Genomic DNA, 17,661 nt, shown 5'->3' with positions numbered 1-17,661 from the left:
TCGCGCGCCCGCGGCGATCAGCGGTCGCGCTTCATGCGGATCGTGCGGCCGCCCTCGATCGAGGCGAAATAACTGCCCATCGTCGCGACCTTGATCTTGACCTTCTGCCCCGCCTTGGGCTGGCGCGGCAGCCGCGTCGTGTCGATCTGCGTCCACACCGCATCGTCTTCCATGGCCAGCGTATATTTGCCCGAGCGATCGAGGCTTACCGAACGGATCGTCGTTTCGATCTCCTTGACCTCATCCTCGTCGCCGCCGAAAATTCCGCCGAGCTTGGGAAAGGAAAAACCGAACAGGCCGCGCCGCGCCTTTTTCGCCGTTTCGCGGTCGGTAAAGGTGATTTCGCGCGCCTGATCGGCGCTCGACAATTCGCCGACCTCGCGGTCGAAACAGGCGAGCCGCGCCGCCGCGTCGGCGATGTCGCGACACGCGTAGAGTTCCTGGATCTGCGCGGGGCGTTCCGAAGGCAATTTGTCCTTCGCCGCGGCCGGAACGGCGAGCGCGCCGGCAAGAAGGACGAGCGGCGCGGCGACACGCGATGACAGTTGCGGCATGGCAAAACCCCTGGCGAGAACGATATGCGCTGCCTAGCCGCAGCGACGCCGCGCCGCAAGCGAGCCCGGTTGCGGTTGCAGCTTACTGACCCTAGTGTCAGGAAGCCGCACAATATTCGAGAGGATCCCGCACGCGATGGACAGCCGCTTTTCCTGGTCGACCGATTACCATCATCCGACGGCCTGGGATCAGGATTATCCGCCGCTCTCGCTCCCCGACATGCTCGCCGCCAGCGTGGCGCGAAAAGGCGACGCGCCGATGCTCGATTTTCTGGGCCGCGAGTTCGGCTATGCCGAGGTGGCGCGCGGCGCGGCGCGCGTCGCGCGCGGACTCCAGCAGCTGGGGCTCGGCAAGGGCAGCCGCGTCGGCCTCTTCCTCCCCAACGTCCCGCATTATGTCGCGGCCTATTATGGCGCGCTCGCGGCCGGCGCGACCGTGGTCAATTTCTCGCCGCTCTATACGGTCGCCGAGCTGGAGGCGCAGGTCGAGGATTCGGGCACCGACACGCTCTTCACGCTGAGCGCCGCGGCGCTCCTCCCCACCGCCTTGAAGGTGCTCGACGGATCGAGCCTGACGCGCCTCGTCGTCGGGTCGGTCGCGGGCGGTTTGCCGGCGGCGAAGTCGGTGCTCTATCGCCTGTTCAAACGCAGCGAAGTCGCGCCGCTTCCCGCCGATCCGCGCGTCATCCGCTTTTCCGCGCTGACCGACAATGACGGCCGCCCCGACCCCGTCGCGATCGACCCGCAAACCGACATCGCGCTGATCCAGTACACCGGGGGTACAACGGGGACGCCGAAGGGCGCCAAGCTGACGCACCAAAACCTCACCGCCAACGCGCGGCAGGTGAACGCGATCGACCCCGACCATGATGCCGAGGACCGTATCCTCGGCGTGCTCCCCTTCTTCCACGTCTTCGCCAACACCTGCGTGCTCAACCGCACAATACTCAACGGCGGCACGATCACGATGCTGCCGCGCTTCGACGCCAAACAGGCGCTTCAGGCGATCACGCGGACGAAAACCACTGCCCTGCCCGGCGTCCCGACGATGTATCAGGCGCTGCTCGATCACCCGTCGCTCGCCGCCACCGACTTCTCCAGCCTGCGCGTCTGCATCTCGGGCGGCGCGCCGATGCCCGCCGAGCTGCGCGAGAAATTCGTCGCCGCCACCGGCGCGTCGCTCGTCGAGGGCTATGGCCTCACCGAAAGCTCGGGCGTCGTCGCGACCAATCCTTATGAAGGCCCGGTGCGCCCGGGCACGATCGGCCAGCCGATCCCCGCGACGCACATCCGCCTGCTCGACAAGGAAGACCCGACCAAGGACGCACCCGACGGCGAGCCCGGCGAACTGGCGGTAAAGGGGCCGCAGATCATGCAGGGCTATTGGAACCGCCCCGACGCCGACAAGGACAGCTTCACCGACGACGGCTGGCTGCGCACCGGCGACGTCGCCGTGGTCGAGGAGGGCGGTTATATCCGCATCGTCGACCGGCTGAAGGACATGATCGCGGTCGGCGGATTCAAGGTCTACCCGAGCGTGATCGAAGCGCATCTCTATGAACATCCCGCGGTCAAGGAAGCGATCGTGCTCGGCGTTCCCGACGCCTATCGCGGCGAGGCGCCGAAAGCCTTCGTGACGCTCGAGGAGGGCTTCGACGTCAGCGGCGAGGCGCTCGCCGCCTGGCTCAACCCCCAACTCGGCAAGCACGAGCGAGTGAATGCGGTGGACGTGCGGTTGAACCTCCCCAAGACGATGATCGGCAAGCTCGACCGCAAGGCGTTGCGCGCGGAAGAGAGCGCGGCCTAACCCCGCGCTTTCATGATCGCCTTGTTGCGCGCCTCGAGCGTGCGGAAGGCTGAAAAGACGCTCAGCTGTTCGTCCGCCCGGCCCGTATGGCCGAGCAGCCAGAGCTGTTGGTAGAACCAGTAGATGCCGGCAAAGCCGTCGATCGCCTTGACGATCTGGAGGCGTTTCAGAAAGCCCAGCCAGCGGGGCACCAGCCCCAGCCTCTCCTCGTAACGCGGCAAGATTTCGGCGCCGGCGAGCAATTGTCTCGGGGCGTCGGTCGTCAGGCACATCGGGCGGCCGAGCCCGATCACGTCGGCCGCGCCGCGCTCGAGCGCCTGTTCCATCGCGGCGCGCGTTCGAAAGCCGCCCGTCACCATCAGCGGCACCGACACAGCGGCCCGCATCGCGAGCGCGAAATCGACGAAATAGGCTTCACGCGCGAGCGTCGAGGGCGCGACATTCTGCGCGGCGCTTTCCTCCATGCCTTCGATCCCGAGGAGCTTGGGCTGTTCGTAGCTGCCGCCCGAAATCTCGATCAGGTCGACGCTCGCGGCTTCGAGCCAGCCCGCGACGGTCAGGCTGTCCTCGAAAGCGAAACCGCCCTTCTGGAAATCGGCGCTGTTGAGCTTGACCGAGATCGGGAACGCCGGCCCCGTCGCCGCGCGGATCGCGGCGATCACATCGAGGAGCAGGCGCGCGCGATTTTCGAGGCTGCCGCCATATTCGTCGGCCCGCCGGTTCGACAGCGGGCTCAGAAACTGCGACATCAGATAGCCGTGCGCGGCGTGCACCTGCACCCCGGTGAAACCGGCGTCCTGGCACGCTTTCGCCGCCACCGCCCAGCGTTCGACTAGCCCGGCGATCTCGCCGCGCGTCAGCGGCTCGGGCTGACCGAACTGTCCGCCGGGAAGCCCCAGCCGAACGTCCGATGCCGATTTGGGGTGCCGGTTGACGATCGCCGGAGTCTGCCGCCCGCTATGGCTGATCTGCGGCCAGAAATGATTGCCGCCGCGCGTTCCGGCCGCGGCCCATCGCGCCAGCCGCGCCATCATCTCGGCGTCGGGCGCCCCGTCGATCACGACGTTGCCCGGGCGTTCGAGATGGTCGCGGTCGATCACCAGATTGCCGCCGATGAGCAGCCCCGCGCCGCCGTCGGACCACAGTCCATAGAGCCGGTCGAGCTCGGGGGTCGGCCGGCCGTCGGGGGTCGCCAGCCCCTCGGTCATCGCCGCCTTGGCGATGCGGTTCGGCAGCATCGCCCCGCACGGCAGTTTCAGCGGCTTCGATAATGGGCTCATAACCGCCCCTCCTCACCCGGTTTTCTCCATAAAACGGACTGATCCTGCCCTCGGGCCAAGTCAAAAAGATTCGCGTGTGTGATGTTGTAACCTTTGTCATGTTATGCCATATCAGGACCCGTAATCGTTGAACGGAGAATCGGGTGACCCATGTCGCCAGCCCTGCCCCTGTCCTGACGCGCCCTGCCTCTTTCTTGAGACGGGGGGCCGCGCTGGTTCAGGCTGCACGCGATTCGCGGCCGCTGACGTCGCTGTCGGGTGACCAGCTGGCGATGGGGTTGTCGGGGCTCTGCCTTGTCCATTGCCTTGCGACGACGATCTTCTTCGCCTCGATCGCCTCGGTCGGCGGGGTGTTTCTCGAAAACCATCTGTTCCACGAAATAGGCCTGATCATCGCGATCGGCTTTGCGCTCATCACGCTCGTTTCGGGCGTGCTCAGCCATGGCTATATGATGCCCTTCGCGGTCGGTAGCTTCGGGCTCGGCATGATGGCGGGCGCGCTGTCGCGGCCGCACGACGGCAGCGAAGTGCTCGCAACGATGATCGGCGTTGCGGTCGTTGCACTCGGCCACGACCTCAACCGCCGCGCGCGGCACTGACGCGTCCGCCGAAACGGACCGGTCCGCGGCTTGCGGGCGCCCTCCAAAGAGCCTACATTGAAAGCGTAGTTGGCGCGGAATTATCCGCGCATGAGGAAACGCCGATGGGCAAGCATGATCATCCGCACGTCGAGGCCAGCGGCGCCTCGCTCGCCAAGGCGGCGCAGACCGCGCTCGAGGGCGCGGGCGAAGCCTGGACCGACATGCGCGCCGAGATTTTCGACGCGGTCGCCGAAATCGGCAAGCCCGCGAGCGCCTATGAAATCGCCGACATCGTCTCGCAAAAGCGCGGCAAGCGCGTCGCGCCGAACAGTGTCTACCGCATCCTCGACCTGTTCGTCGCGAACAACCTCGTCCGCCGCGTCGAGAGCGCCAACGCCTTCGTCGCGAACAGCCATCCGGGCTGCCTCCACGACTGCATCTTCCTGATCTGCGACAGCTGCGGCACCGCGGTTCATGTCGACGACGACAAGCTGTCGACCGGGGTCCGCGCCGCCGCGAACGCCACCGGTTTCGCCGCCGAACGCCCGGTGATCGAGGTGCGCGGCAAATGCGCCGAGTGCCAATAAGGTGAGCCGCCGCGCTCCACCGGACGGTTAGAGCATGTTCGGGGGGCTTCAGCATTGGATCGAGGCGCAGCACGCGCGCCCATCCGCGCCGACGCGCGCGTGGATCTGGACGCTCGCGTTCGGGATCGCGACCCTGCTCTTCGGCCTCCATCTGACGCAGGTCTTCCCGCAAACGGGGCATGACATCGCGCCGGGCTATGGCGCGCCGGTGCTCGCATTCGAATTCGCGGGCAGCCAGGCCGACCTCGAGGCGATCTTCGGCTTCTTCACCGACCCGCAGCAGGTGACGCGCCTCGCCGCGATGCGCACCGGCAACGAGCGCGACTATCTCTATATGCTGCTCTACGCGGGCTTTCTCGTCAGCGGCTGCATCGCCTTATGGCGCGAGCTCCGGCATCGCGCGCTGCTCGCCGCCGCCGTGCTGCCGGTCGCCGCGGCCTTGTGCGACGCATGGGAAAACTGGCTGCTCTTCGAGATCCAGGCGGCCTTCACGCTCGGCGACTATTCGCCCGCGATGGCGAGCCTTCCCTACCCCGTCGCCGCCAAATTCTTGGCTATCGCGGCGACCAACGTCGTGATCGGCGCGGCGGCGACGCAGTTCGGGCGCTGGTGGGCGCTGGCCGGCACGCTCGCGATCCTCGCCGCCATCCCGACCGCGATGGCGATCGTCACCCCCGCGGCCTTCGCTTGGGCGCTGATCCCGTCGGCGGCGGGCGGCTGGCTGCTCCTTCTCGCGCTCGCCGCTACGGGCAGTTGGCAGGCCCTCGCCCGCAAACGCCCCCTCGTCGACTGGAGCCACACGGCGCCCGAGCCCGCTACGCCGGGCGCCGTCCTGCCTACCCGCCGCGTCTTTGGCCGGCGCCGCGCCTGACCCCCTTTCCACTGCGGCAATGCAGGTCTAGGGAAGCCCGCGAATCCCCAAAATGGGCGAAAGGCTGCACATGAACACCGTGATCATTCGCGAAGACGACCTCATCGAAACGATCGCCGACGCGCTCCAGTACATCAGCTATTTCCATCCGATGGATTATATCCGCGCATTGGGCGCCGCGTATGAGCGCGAAGTCTCGCCCGCCGCGAAGGACGCGATGGCGCAGATCCTCTCGAACAGCCGCATGTGCGCCGAGGGGCACCGCCCGATCTGCCAGGACACCGGCATCGTCACCGTCTTCATCAAATGGGGCATGGACTGCCGCCTCGACAGCCCTCGCAGCCTGCAACAGGTCGTCGACGAGGGGGTGCGCAAGGCCTATCTCCACCCCGACAACAAGCTCCGCGCCTCGATCCTCGCCGATCCCGCTTTCAGCCGCGTCAACACCAAGGACAACACGCCCTCGGTCCTCAACGTCGAGATGGTCCCCGGTGCGAAGGTCGTGATCGACGTCGCCGCGAAGGGCGGCGGCAGCGAGAACAAGTCGAAGTTCAAGATGATGAACCCGTCGGATTCGATCGTCGACTGGGTGCTCGAAATGGTGCCGCAGATGGGCGCCGGCTGGTGCCCGCCGGGGATGCTCGGCATCGGCATCGGCGGCACCGCCGAAAAGGCGATGCTGCTCGCCAAACAGTCGCTGATGGATCCGATCGACATGACCGAGCTGCTCGCGCGGGGCCCCGCGAACCCGACCGAGGAACTGCGCATCGAGCTGTATGAAAAGGTCAATGCGCTCGGCATCGGCGCGCAGGGGCTCGGCGGGCTCGCGACCGTGCTCGACGTCAAGATCGCCGATTGGCCGACGCACGCCGCGTCGAAGCCCGTCGCGATGATCCCCAACTGCGCCGCGACGCGCCACGCGCATGTCACCCTCGACGGCAGCGGCCCCGCCTTCCTCGAACCGCCGGTGCTCGCCGATTATCCGCAGATCGACTGGAAGCCCGATCAGGCCGCGATCCGCGTCGACCTCGACACGCTCACTCCCGAAATCGTCGCAAGCTGGAAACAGGGCGACCGCCTGCTCTTGAGCGGCAAGATGCTCACGGGCCGCGACGCCGCGCACAAGCGCATCGCCGACATGCTCGCGAAGGGCGAGCAGCTGCCCGTCGAGTTCAAGGGCCGCGTCATCTATTATGTCGGCCCGGTCGATCCGGTCGGCGAGGAAATCGTCGGCCCCGCAGGGCCCACGACCGCGACGCGCATGGACAAGTTCATGGACATGATGCTGGGTCAGGGCCTGCTCGCCTGCGTCGGCAAGGCCGAACGCGGCCCCGCCGCGACCAGTGCGATCGCGAAGCACAAGAGCGCGTACCTCATGGCCGTCGGCGGCGCCGCCTATCTGGTGGCGCGCGCGATCAAGGGCAGCAAGGTCGTCGGCTTCGCCGACCTTGGCATGGAGGCGATCTACGAGTTCGAGGTCAAGGACTTCCCCGTCACCGTCGCGGTCGACAGCGAAGGCCAGAATGTCCACGTCAACGCGCCGAAGCTGTGGCAGAAAAGGATCGCGGACGAGGGGTTGCTGGAGAAGGTGTGAATTCGGCAGCGTAACCTAGTTTCGCATGTTTATCATTTGGAACAGGGGGACTTTCCGCGACTAAGGGGGTGATCCGACTTTAAGGATCGCCCCAATGAACGACAATGACTGCTGGTTGACCGCACCGCCGGGAGAAGGCGAGGAAGCCCTTTGGTTCAAGTGCGGGGCCAGCGTAATCGCAAACTTCGCTTCAAAACTTTCTCCGTCACTCGGGCGAAGGCCGGGGTCTCGCCCTCACGGTCTAAAACCTCCGCAACGGAGAGAACCCGGCCTTCGCCGGAATGACGAAGAAGGGTAGGAAGGCTTCATGCGCCAGCCCTGCGTCTACATCCTCACCAATCGCGGCAACCAGCTCTTCTACATTGGCGTAACGAGCGACATCGCCGCGCGCATGATGCAGCACCGAGCCGGCGAAGGATCGGCGCATTGCCGGCGCTACAACATCCACAAGCTCGTCCATGTCGAGTTTCACGCCAAAATGCACGAAGCCATTGCGCGCGAAAAGGCGCTAAAAGAATGGCATCGCGACTGGAAGCGGCGGCTGGTGAGCGAGAATAATCCCGACTGGGACGATCTGTTCGAGCAGCTACTGAGCTGACGGTCCTCGCCGAAGTGGCGAGATCCCGGCCTTCGCCGGGATGACGACGATTTCAGTCATCCCGGCGAAGGCCGGGATCCCGCCGGTGCCTCCTTGCTATCCCCTTCAATTTGTCCAACACTCCCCGCCACATAAACAGCCAGGGGACGCAGCATGGATTTCCGTAACGTCGACAAGCTGAACCGCCGCGACGTGATTCGCGGCACCGCCATGCTCGGCGCGGGCACGGCCTTCATGCAGCCGATCCCGCTCTGGGCGCAGTCGGGAACGATGGCCGACATCCGCAAGGCGGCCGAGGCGGGCAAGGCCGCCTCGATCAAGCGCATCCGCGACTGGATCGCGCTCCCCTCGATCGCCGCCGAGAACCGCAACATGACAGAGGGCGCCGCCTATATGGCCGAGCTCGCGAAGGATGCGGGCTTCACCAATGTCGAGATCGTGCCGACCGACGGCCATCCGGGCGTGTTCGGCACGATCGACGTCGGCGCCCCACGCACGCTCGGCATCTATTTCATGTACGACGTCAAACAGTTCGACCCGACCGAATGGTCGTCGCCGCCGCTCGAAGGCAAGATGGTCGAGCGCGAAGGTTTCGGCCAAGCGATCATGGGCCGCGGCGCGGTCAACCAGAAGGGGCCCGAGGCGACCTTCCTCGCCGCGCTCCACGCGATCCGCGCGGCAGGGCGCAAGCTGCCGGTGAACATCGTGCTCGTCTGCGAGGGCGAGGAGGAGATCGGCTCGCCGCACTTCCGCCAGATCGCGACCAAACCCAACGTCCTCGCCGCATTGAAGAAGTGCGAGGGCATCTTCATCCCCTTCGCCTCGCAGGGCAAGACCGGCAACGTCACCGTCAACCTCGGCTCGAAAGGCATCATCGAACTCGAACTCGTCGCGAGCGGCGAGAAATGGGGCCGCGGGCCGAAGGGCGACGTCCATTCCAGCCTCAAGGCGATGGTCGACTCGCCCGCCTGGCGGCTGGTGCAGGCGCTCCAGACGCTCGTCACCCCCGATGGCAACAAGCCCGCGATCGAGGGCTGGTTCGAAAATGTCCGTCCCTTGACCGAGCGCGAAAAGACATTGATCCGCGAGGCTGCGAAGGCCGGCGACGAAGCCGCGCAGAAACAGGCGCTCGGCATCACCCACTGGATCGACAATCTTTCCTACGACGACGCGCTGATCCGCCTCGCGCAGGAACCGACGGTCAATATCGAGGGGCTCGTCGCGGGCTATACCGGCCCCGGCGGCAAGACGATCCTGCCCGGCCGCGCGGTCGCCAAGCTCGACCTGCGCCTCGTCCCCAACCAGACGCGCGCCGAGGCCGAAAAGAAGCTGCGCGCGCATCTCGACAAGCATGGCTTCACCGATGTCGAGGTCAATGTTTCGGGCGGCTACGACCCGACCGAGGTCGCCGAGGACAGCCGCCTCGTCCGCTCCGAACTCGCGACCTACAAGAAGCTCGGCATCGAAACGAGCCTCAACCCGCGCATGGCGGGCAGCTGGCCGGGCGCAACCTTCACCGCGCCGCCGGTGTCGATCCCCGCCGCGCATTTCGGCATCGGCCATGGGTCGGGCGCGCATGCTCCCGACGAATATTTCCTCATCGATTCGACCAATCCGAAGGTCGCCGGACTCGTCGACGCGACGATGGGCTTCGCCGAATTTCTCTATGTCCTCGCGGCGATAAAATGAGCGACCTCAACGGCGTCGCGCACGTCATCCTGACCGCTGGCGACTTCAAACGATCGACCGCCTTCTGGCGCGCGATGATCGAATATCTCGAATTGAAGCTCGTGCTCGACAGCGAGCATATGCTTTATGGCGTCGGCGGGCGCACCGCGATCGGCATCCGCACCGGTAGCCCCGAAAATGCCGGCAAGCGCTTCGATCAGGGCGCGCCGGGGCTGCATCACGCATGTTTCCGGATGCGCGACCGCGCCGCGGTCGACCGGGTTCATGCATTCCTCACGCGCCGCGACGACATCCATATCGTCCACGAACCGCAGGAAGAGCCGTGGGCGCCGGGCTATTATTCGGTGCTGTTCGAGGACCCCGACGGCATCCGCGTCGAATTCAACCATGTCCCCGGCACCGGCCTGCTCGCCGACGGCGAGCGGATCGGCGGCGCGAACGCGTTCGACTAGTGCGGATCTTCCCTGTGGCGCAGCCATGGGGAGGTGCAGCCTCGAAGAGGCTGACGGAGGGGCCAATGACGCAACCTCGCGGCCCCTCCACCATGCTTCGCATTGTCCCCCTCCCCACCGCTTCGCGGCAGGGAGGATTCAGAAGCCGTAGACCAAAGTGAAGCGCGTCTGCGTGTCGACGCTTTCGATCCCCGGCGGGGGGTTGGTGTCGATCTGCGCCGAATAGGCGATGCGCGCCGACAACGCGCCGGTCAGCTTGGCGTTGAGCGCGGTCTGCGAACTGGTCGAACCGTTGGATTCGCCGATGATCGTCGAGGCGACCTGCGTCAGCCGCAACGTCGGCGACAATTGCCAGCCGAAATCGAGCCCTGCAAGCGCGGTCAGTTCGGTGTCGTTGCTGCCGTCGATGAAGTCGGTCTGGCGGAACGCCGGGCCGCCTTTCAGGCTCAGCGTCATCTTCTTGGTGTCGACCACCTTGTAGCCAAGCCCGCCCGACAGGTTCCAGCGCGTGTCATAGCCGAGGATCCGGTCATGTTCCCAGCGGGTAAGGCCATAAGCAAAAGTACGCTCGTCGATCCGGTACTGCGGTTCGAGCTCGGCCAGATAGCGTTCGACCGACGTCTTGCCGTTCGTGCGCTGGTAATCGGCCTGCGCGCGCAGCTTGTGCGTCCAGTCGATCCCCTTGCGCGCGAGCGAAAGGCCCGCGCTGAGGCCGGCCGAGCTGGTGTTGCCGCTGCTGTGCGACGCGCCGATCTGCCCCTCGCCTTTCCAATTCTCCCAGAATTTCGCCGCCGCCAGTTTTGCGCGCGCCGCCGCCGCCGCCTCGTCCTTCTGCCGCTGCCGTTCGGCGCGATAGGCGACGACCTGCTCCTCGATTTCGGCGGCGTCCTCCGGGATTGTGGCCTTGGCAAGCTTTGCCACCGCCTCGACGTCGGCGTCCCTGCCGCTCGCCATCGCGGCGGCGAGCATGTTGCGCACCGGGTTGAACGGAACCTCCGGCGGGTGCCCACTGCGGTAATAGGCAAGCAGCGCGTCGATTTCGCCGATATTGGCCGGATGCGTCTGCCGGGCGAACTTGGCTACCGCTTCGACATCGTCATTGTCGCCGCTCGCGAAGGCGGCGTCGATCATTGCGCGCAGCGCGTCGGGCAGCGGCGGATCGGGCGGCACGAGCACGACCGGGAGCGGGGCCGCCACCACCGGGTCGACGAGCACCGGATTGATCTCCAGCGGCTCGGGCGGCGCCGGATCGGCCGGTTCCTGCGCGGCATGTGAGGGAACCGCGACGAACACGAGAGGCAGGCAAAGCGCGACCAGACGGGGGAGAGCGGTCAACGAAGACGTCCTTCTTGCGGGGGCGGAAGCCGGGTTCGTTCGATCGTTCGCGCGGGGCCGGCGCGCGGACGACGCGCTCCTATAACCCGAAAGTTTCTGGCATTTCCACCCCGGCTGCCCCATCTGCAAACCTATGTATATCGCACTTGTCGCCATTTTCTGTGCCGGAATCGGCAATTTCGCGATGCACCGCGCCTTCATGGAAAGCGACGATCCGCTGATCCAGCAGATGGTGAAGCCGCTTGCGGACAAGGTCGGGCCGAACATCACCTACGTCTTCGAATTCCTGCTGCTCGTCGGCGCGATGGCGATCGCGACGCGGAACTGGTTCGCCGCGCTGATGCTCTATGGCCTCTATACGATCTTCAACGCGATGGCGTTCAGCTGGATCATGCAAAGGCCGCGGTAGACGGAGCACCGGAGGGTTCCGACCGGAAACTGCCATTGAGAGAAGAAAGCCCCTCCCCTTCAGGAGTATCAGGTCGATCGGTCCCCCGGACCGATCTGAAACGTCCGGGGGACGTTTCACCTGATACTGGGTTGGGGTGGGGTCTATCGGCCTTGCGCAAGGCCGATAGACCCCCACCACTACGACTAGGCAGCAAGCTGCCAAGTCTGCGTTGCCCCTCCCCTGAAGGGGAGGGGCTAAATAGGATCGGGAATGGCCGCTCACCACCCCAAAGCCGACGTCAGACAAGCAGCCTCACGCCACTCCGTGATACCACCACACTCCGTCGCGCTCCTCGCGCTTCACGCGCCCTTCGACCTCGAGCCGCTTGAGATGCGCGAGCGCCTCGCCGGTTGCCAGCCCCTGATTATGCTCGCCGATCGGGCGATTGAAGAGCAGGGGAAAGCTGTCGACCGCACGCATCGGCGCCTTCGCCGCGGCTTCGGCGAGGTTGTAGAGCCGCATGCGATGCTCGTCGCGCAGCGCCATCAGGCGGACGTGCAGCCCCCTGAACGGCTCGCCGTGCGCGGGGCAGACGGTGACGTCGGCGGGCACCGTCGCGAGCAATTTGTCGATCGACGCGAGCCATTCGCCGAGCGGATCCGCGTCGGGCTCGGTAATGTTGACCGAAACGTTCGAACTGATCCGCGGCAGCACCTGATCGCCCGACACCAGCACGCCCTCGCGCTCGTTCCACAGGCATGCGTGCTCGGGGCTGTGCCCCGATCCGGTGACGACGCGCCAGCGGTGCTCACCCATATCGAGCGTCTCACCGTCGGCGATCCGCACATAGGAGCGCGGCAGCGCAAAGATCATCCGCTGGAACATGTTCCAGCCGCGCTCCCGCTGCGCCTCGATCGCCGCCTCGTCCCAGCCTGCCGCGCGCGACTGCGCGAGAACTTCGTCGGGCGCGCTGTCGGATGAATCGGCGACGATCGCGCGCGCCGTCAGCATCTCGCCGCGCGTCATCCACAGTTTGACGCCCTGCTTCTTCGCGATCCAGCCCGCGAGCCCGATATGGTCGGGGTGCAGGTGGGTGCCGATGACGCGCGTGATGCGCTTGTCCCTCAGCGCGCCGGCATAGAGCGCCTTCCACGCGTCGGAACACATGGTGAGGCAGATGCCGGTGTCGACCACCGCCATGCCGTCGCCGCGCTCATCGGCGTCGTCGAGCAACCAGCTGTTGATATGGCCGAGCGACCCCGGCATCGGGATGCGTGCCCAGCGGATGCCGTTCGCGATGCGGATCGTCTCGCCCGCCCCCGGCGCGGCGTCGCCCCACGGATAGGTGAGGCCGGCATGGCTCGTCGCCGTGAAGCTGTCGTCCTGGGTCAGCGAGGCGTCCGGCGAGCCGCTGGCCGCCGGGATATTGTCCTCGTCCGTCCCCGCCATGCCTCAGTCTTCGCCGTCGGTTTCGGCCTCTTCGGCGGCGCGCGCTTCGGCCGCCGCGGTGCGTTCGGCGCGCAGCTCTTCGATCAGTGCTTCGCGGTCGCCTTCGAAGCGGCTGTCCTCGGGCGCCTTGATGCCGGCCTTCTTCGCCGCCTTGGCGACGAGCGCGTCGAGTTCGCGCTGCGAGCAGAGGCCGAGCGTCACCGGATCCTTGGGCACGATGTTCGCGCTGTTCCAGTGGCTGCGGTCGCGGATCGCGCCGATGGTGTTGCGGGTGGTGCCGATCAGCTTGCCGATCGCGCCATCCGATACTTCGGGATGGTTCTTCAGGATCCACGCGATGCCGTCGGGCTTGTCCTGGCGCTTGCTTACGGGCGTGTACCGCGGGCCGCGGGTGCGGCGAATCGTGTCTTGCGCCTGCACACTCATCTTGAGCTTGTAATTGGGGTCCTTCTGGCCCTTTTCGATCTCTTCCATCGAAAGCTCGTGCGCGCGGACGGGGTCGCGGCCGGTATATTTGGTCGCGGCGGTCTCGTCGGCGATCGCCTGCACTTCGAGGATGTGAATCCCGCAATATTCGGCGATCTGGCCGAAGGTGAGCCCGGTGTTGTCGACCAGCCAGGCAGCGGTCGCGTGCGGCATCAGCGGGGTCGGATTGGCATTGGCCATGACGATAAAGTCTCCATGCGGAAATAATAAGGGCCGCCCCTCGCGGGGCGGCCATTCGGCGGTCGATGTAGACCTGTTTTAGGTTGCGGGCAAGGGGTGGGCGGCAGAGGAGAGGCCGGCGACGGATTCGACGAGCCAGGCACAGACCGCCCGCACATCGGCACAGGCCATATTCGCCGGCGTCGCGAGCATATGATAGCTGTCGCCTTCGATGACGGGGCCGAAGGGATGGACTAGCAGCCCCGCGTCGATCTCGGGCCGGGCGAGGATCAGGCTGCCGATCGCGACGCCATGCCCGGCGACCGCGGCTTGCAGGGCATGATCGTCCGAATTGAAACGCGGCCCTTCGTCGACCGCCAGCCCTTCCACCCCGACAAGCCCCGCCCATCGCTGCCAATCGGGTGCGTTCGCGGGCCGGCGCCATTCGACATGCAGCAAGGTGGCGCGCAAAAGGTCTTGCGACGCGGACAGGCCCAGCTTCGGGCTGCAAAGCAATCCAAAGCGTTCCGAAAAAAGCGGTTGGCCGACCAGCCCGTCGAAAGGACCCCGGCCGTATCGAACCGCCACATCGGCCTGCCCCGCCGTCAGATCGACAGGCTCATCGGATGAATGCAGCCGCAGATCGAACTCGGGAAAGCGTTCGCGAAACGAGCCGAGTGCGGGCAGAAGCTTGCGCGCGGTAAATTGTATCGTCGCCGTCAATGTGACCGCCGTGCGGCGCGGGGCCGGCGCAAGATCGGCAAGCGTCCGTTCGAACATGTCGAAGCCGTCGCGCAATGTCGGATAAAGCCGTTCGGCCGCTTCGGTCAGCGCGACCTGCCGCACTTGGCGAATGAACAGCGCGAAGCCCAATATGTCCTCCAGAAGCCGGATCTGGTGGCTGATCGCCGTCGGCGTCACCCCAAGCTCGTCCGCGGCCTTTCGAAAACTGAGATGGCGCGCGGCCGCCTCGAATGCGCGCAAGGCGCCAAGCGGCGGAAGTTTCCGGTTTCGCATCATGGATGAGGTAAATTGATTCATTGGCTGAGATATTCGCGTTCGACCGGAGGGTTTGTAACGAGATAGGTTCATCCAGTCGTCAAAACAAATGAACTGGATTATCTCATGACTCTCCCTGAAGCGCCAGCATTCCGCATACTCCACATCGATTCCAGCGCCCGGCCGGGCCTTTCGGGTCGGGACCGGCACGGCTCGCACAGCCGGCGTTTGAGCGGGCGGTTCGTGCGCCGATGGTCGGACGCGCGGCCACAAGACCGGGTCGCCTACCGCGACGTCGGCGCGGTCCCGCCGTCGCATGTCGACGCCGAATGGATCGCCGCCGCCTTCTCGCCGCCCGAAAAGCGTAGCGACGACCAGCGCGCCCGGCTGGCCGAAAGCGACAGACTGATCGCCGAGCTGGTGGCGGCGGATCTCGTCGTCATCGGGGCACCGATGTATAATTTCGGCATGCCGGCGCCGCTGAAGGCCTGGGTCGATAATATCGTGCGCGTCGGCGTCACCTTCGGCTTCGACCGGAAACGCGCGGGCGAGCCCTACTGGCCGATGCTGCCTTCGGGAAAACGGCTGGTCGTCCTCGGCGCGCGCGGCGATTATGGCTATGACGCCGGCGGGCGTCAGGCGGACATCAATTTCGTCGAGGCCGGCCTGAAAGCGCCCCTCGCCTATATCGGGCTTCGCGACGCCACGTCGATCGCCATCGAATATGACGAGTTCGCCGACGCACGCCTCGCCCGGTCGATCGCCGCCGCCGAAGTCGCCGTCGACGCGCTGGTGGACCGGATGATCGCGGGAATGGACGAAAGCGTGGCCGCCTGACCGCTATCGCATCGGCGCCTCAAACCGCGGCGCTCCTACGGGCCGCACTGCCAGAGCCCGGCGAAGACGCGCCGCGCGCCGTCGGCACGATCGGCGGTCAGCGTCGCGGGGCGCGGCGGCGATTCACCCTCGCCCTGCGCCAGACCGGTCAGCGCGACGCGCAGCTCCAGCCCCTTGGCGTAGAACTTCGTGCCCTTCGCCATCGCGTCGAAACCGCCGTTAGCGGAGACCGTCTCGATCGAGTCGCCGACCTTTACGATACCGCGCGACGGCTCCTCGGACGCGACATCGCCCTGCGCGAGCAGGATCGGCTGCGCGCCTTCGTCGTCGGCGAAGCTGCACGCGAGTTCGCCTTTCAGCTTGGCACCGCTGACATCGGCCTCGGTCAGCATGGCGAGTTCGATCGGCGAGCCATCGCCGCCGCGCGTCGGAACGTCGGTCGGCTTGATCGGCGGGGGCGCCTCGGCCGCCTTGGCATTGTCGGCGGATCCGGTCGGCGCCGTTTCGGTCTGGGATGGCTGTGAACAGGCAGCGAGAGCAAGAGCAAGGCTTGTAACGGGAAACAAAAGATTACGCATATTCATTCGGAAAGATCATCCTCTTGATTGCCCCCCGTTTCCCAACCGCCGAAAAGTGCGGGTCGTTCCCTCGGCTCATCCCACGAGGAGCACGATCTTCCCCACATGCGCGCCCGCCTGCATCCGCTCATGCGCCGCGGCGGCCTCGGTCAGCGCGAAGCTCTGATCCATCGCGGGTTTCCACGCGCCCTCGGCGAGCCGCGGCCAGAGCGTGCCGTGAATCTCGTCGGCAAGCGCCGCTTTGAATGCGGCGCTTCGCGCACGCAGCGTCGACCCGGTCAGCGTCAGCCGGCGGCGCATGACCTGCGAAATGTCGATCTCGACCTTCGCGCCGCGCTGGAAGGCGATCGTCACATGGCGGCCGTCGTCGGCGAGGCACTCGAGGTTGCGTGGTACATAGTCGCCGCCGACCATGTCGAGCACGACCTCGACGCCGCGGCCGCCGGTGAACGCCTTCACCGCCTCGACATAATCCTCGCTCGAATAATCGACCGCCAGGTCGGCGCCGAGCGCGGTCGCGGCGGCGCATTTGTCGGCGTTGCCGCAGGTCACGATGACCTTGATGTCGAACAATTTGCATAGCCCGATCGCGGTCGTCCCGATCCCGCTGGTACCGCCGTGGACCAGCACCGTCTCACCCTCGCGCACCCAGGCGCGCTCGAACAGGTTATGCCATACGGTGAAGATGGTCTCGGGCAGCGCCGCCGCCTCCGCCATCGAAAAACCCTTCGGCACCGGCAGGCAGCTCCCGACCGGCGCGACGCAATATTCGGCATAACCGCCGCCCGCGACGAGCGCGCATACCGCCTGTCCGAGAAGCTCGGGATCGCCGCCCGGACCGACCGCCGCGATTACCCCCGCGACCTCCAGCCCCGGCAGGTCCGACGCGCCCGGCGGCGGCGGGTAGAAACCCATACGCTGCAGCACATCGGGGCGGTTCACCCCCGCCGCGGCGACACGGATCAGCACCTCGCCCGGCGCCGGCTGCGGCACGGGCCGCGTTTCGGGCCGCAACATTTCGGGCCCGCCCGGCGCACTGATGGCGATGGCGGTCATTTCTGCTGGCACGCTGGTCACTTCATTCCCCCACTGGTCCCGGTTCCATCACCCCTGCCGCGCCTTATTGACAGTGCGGCGACACGGGTCAACAGTCGCGCGCCCATATTCACATTAGGGACCAGGAGGATGCGCCATGGACGATGACGACCTTCCCCGCCGCCGCGACGATGTTCTGACGGCGCTGACCCGACAGCCGCTCGAACCCCTTTCGGTCAACGAACTCGACGACCGCATCGCCGCGCTCGAAGGCGAGATCGCGCGGATCAAGGCGCACCGCGCCGCGGCGACAAGCCAGAAGGCGGCGGCCGAAGCGCTGTTCCGGAAAAGCTGAGCGGGAAATCGCCGGCGCCCGCAA

Annotated in this window: 19 protein-coding genes; 11 read left to right on the top strand and 8 right to left on the bottom strand. The window is 66.2% G+C overall.

Going from position 1 to position 17,661, the window contains the following annotated elements; all coding sequences use genetic code 11:
* Positions 1 to 17 precede the first annotated feature (17 nt).
* Entirely contained in the window at positions 18 to 554 is a 537-nt protein-coding gene (locus tag OVY29_RS19460; protein ID WP_037557258.1) for a hypothetical protein, read from the bottom strand.
* A gap of 136 nt (positions 555 to 690) precedes the next feature.
* On the opposite strand from OVY29_RS19460, the gene OVY29_RS19455 reads away from it, so the two are divergent.
* Positions 691 to 2,361, top strand: a complete 1,671-nt coding sequence (locus tag OVY29_RS19455; RefSeq protein WP_037557256.1) for an AMP-binding protein — start codon at positions 691 to 693, stop codon at positions 2,359 to 2,361.
* Here OVY29_RS19455 and OVY29_RS19450 read toward each other — a convergent pair.
* Complete coding sequence (locus OVY29_RS19450; protein ID WP_037557255.1) at positions 2,358 to 3,641, bottom strand: NADH:flavin oxidoreductase/NADH oxidase family protein; 1,284 nt, start codon at positions 3,639 to 3,641, stop codon at positions 2,358 to 2,360. The genes OVY29_RS19455 and OVY29_RS19450 overlap by 4 nt on opposite strands.
* A 143-nt stretch (positions 3,642 to 3,784) precedes the next feature.
* Here OVY29_RS19450 and OVY29_RS19445 point away from each other — a divergent pair, with 143 nt between their 5' ends.
* The 7 genes from OVY29_RS19445 to OVY29_RS19415 all read left to right on the top strand — a co-directional run bounded on the left by OVY29_RS19445 (position 3,785) and on the right by OVY29_RS19415 (position 10,013).
* Entirely contained in the window at positions 3,785 to 4,240 is a 456-nt protein-coding gene (locus tag OVY29_RS19445; RefSeq protein WP_081933213.1) for a MerC domain-containing protein, read from the top strand.
* 104 nt (positions 4,241 to 4,344) lie between these two features.
* Positions 4,345 to 4,809 carry a Fur family transcriptional regulator gene (locus tag OVY29_RS19440; RefSeq protein WP_037557254.1) on the top strand — a complete coding sequence of 155 codons (465 nt, stop codon included), beginning with the start codon at positions 4,345 to 4,347 and terminating at the stop codon, positions 4,807 to 4,809.
* A gap of 34 nt (positions 4,810 to 4,843) precedes the next feature.
* Positions 4,844 to 5,680: a hypothetical protein gene (locus tag OVY29_RS19435; RefSeq protein WP_200880216.1), complete on the top strand. Its 837-nt coding sequence runs from the start codon at positions 4,844 to 4,846 to the stop codon at positions 5,678 to 5,680.
* A 70-nt stretch (positions 5,681 to 5,750) separates the two neighbouring features.
* A complete protein-coding gene (locus OVY29_RS19430; protein WP_037557264.1) occupies positions 5,751 to 7,274 on the top strand; it encodes a fumarate hydratase in 1,524 nt (507 codons plus the stop codon).
* Between the two features lie 307 nt (positions 7,275 to 7,581).
* Complete coding sequence (locus OVY29_RS19425; RefSeq protein ID WP_037557253.1) at positions 7,582 to 7,872, top strand: GIY-YIG nuclease family protein; 291 nt, start codon at positions 7,582 to 7,584, stop codon at positions 7,870 to 7,872.
* A gap of 153 nt (positions 7,873 to 8,025) precedes the next feature.
* The gene (locus tag OVY29_RS19420) at positions 8,026 to 9,561 is read left to right on the top strand and encodes a M20/M25/M40 family metallo-hydrolase (protein ID WP_313911942.1); all 1,536 of its coding nucleotides are present in this window, start codon (positions 8,026 to 8,028) and stop codon (positions 9,559 to 9,561) included.
* Entirely contained in the window at positions 9,558 to 10,013 is a 456-nt protein-coding gene (locus tag OVY29_RS19415; protein WP_313911941.1) for a VOC family protein, read from the top strand. Before OVY29_RS19420 ends, OVY29_RS19415 begins: the two co-directional genes overlap by 4 nt.
* A gap of 138 nt (positions 10,014 to 10,151) precedes the next feature.
* Here OVY29_RS19415 and OVY29_RS19410 read toward each other — a convergent pair whose 3' ends face one another.
* Positions 10,152 to 11,348, bottom strand: a complete 1,197-nt coding sequence (locus OVY29_RS19410; RefSeq protein WP_313911940.1) for a DUF481 domain-containing protein — start codon at positions 11,346 to 11,348, stop codon at positions 10,152 to 10,154.
* Positions 11,349 to 11,481: 133 nt separating this feature from the next.
* On the opposite strand from OVY29_RS19410, the gene OVY29_RS19405 reads away from it, so the two are divergent.
* Positions 11,482 to 11,757 (top strand): hypothetical protein, encoded by a 276-nt coding sequence (locus OVY29_RS19405; RefSeq protein WP_037557250.1) that lies wholly within the window; start codon positions 11,482 to 11,484, stop codon positions 11,755 to 11,757.
* 294 nt (positions 11,758 to 12,051) lie between these two features.
* Here the strand turns inward: OVY29_RS19405 and OVY29_RS19400 are convergent, their stop codons facing one another.
* From OVY29_RS19400 to OVY29_RS19390, 3 genes are all read right to left on the bottom strand, one after another.
* Positions 12,052 to 13,188 (bottom strand): MBL fold metallo-hydrolase, encoded by a 1,137-nt coding sequence (locus OVY29_RS19400; RefSeq protein WP_052182191.1) that lies wholly within the window; start codon positions 13,186 to 13,188, stop codon positions 12,052 to 12,054.
* 3 nt (positions 13,189 to 13,191) lie between these two features.
* Entirely contained in the window at positions 13,192 to 13,827 is a 636-nt protein-coding gene (locus tag OVY29_RS19395; protein WP_313912081.1) for a DUF1013 domain-containing protein, read from the bottom strand.
* A 105-nt stretch (positions 13,828 to 13,932) separates the two neighbouring features.
* On the bottom strand, positions 13,933 to 15,042 hold the full coding sequence (locus tag OVY29_RS19390) for a LysR substrate-binding domain-containing protein (protein WP_313911939.1): 1,110 nt from the start codon (positions 15,040 to 15,042) through the stop codon (positions 13,933 to 13,935).
* Here OVY29_RS19390 and OVY29_RS19385 point away from each other — a divergent pair.
* The gene (locus OVY29_RS19385; protein ID WP_037555043.1) at positions 14,959 to 15,669 is read left to right on the top strand and encodes an FMN-dependent NADH-azoreductase; all 711 of its coding nucleotides are present in this window, start codon (positions 14,959 to 14,961) and stop codon (positions 15,667 to 15,669) included. The two genes, OVY29_RS19390 and OVY29_RS19385, sit on opposite strands and share 84 nt — an antisense overlap.
* A gap of 35 nt (positions 15,670 to 15,704) precedes the next feature.
* Here the strand turns inward: OVY29_RS19385 and OVY29_RS19380 are convergent, their stop codons facing one another.
* The gene (locus OVY29_RS19380) at positions 15,705 to 16,253 is read right to left on the bottom strand and encodes a hypothetical protein (protein WP_052182189.1); all 549 of its coding nucleotides are present in this window, start codon (positions 16,251 to 16,253) and stop codon (positions 15,705 to 15,707) included.
* 69 nt (positions 16,254 to 16,322) lie between these two features.
* On the bottom strand, positions 16,323 to 17,303 hold the full coding sequence (locus OVY29_RS19375) for an NAD(P)H-quinone oxidoreductase (RefSeq protein ID WP_037555042.1): 981 nt from the start codon (positions 17,301 to 17,303) through the stop codon (positions 16,323 to 16,325).
* A gap of 136 nt (positions 17,304 to 17,439) precedes the next feature.
* On the opposite strand from OVY29_RS19375, the gene OVY29_RS19370 reads away from it, so the two are divergent.
* Positions 17,440 to 17,637 carry a DUF1192 domain-containing protein gene (locus OVY29_RS19370; RefSeq protein ID WP_037555041.1) on the top strand — a complete coding sequence of 66 codons (198 nt, stop codon included), beginning with the start codon at positions 17,440 to 17,442 and terminating at the stop codon, positions 17,635 to 17,637.
* The last annotated feature ends 24 nt before the right edge of the window (positions 17,638 to 17,661 follow it).

The sequence above is a fragment of the Sphingopyxis sp. SE2 genome (assembly GCF_032227185.1).
GTDB lineage: Bacteria > Pseudomonadota > Alphaproteobacteria > Sphingomonadales > Sphingomonadaceae > Sphingopyxis.
Note: the sequence above shows the minus strand (reverse complement) of the source record. Positions and strands in the feature narration are given on the sequence as shown.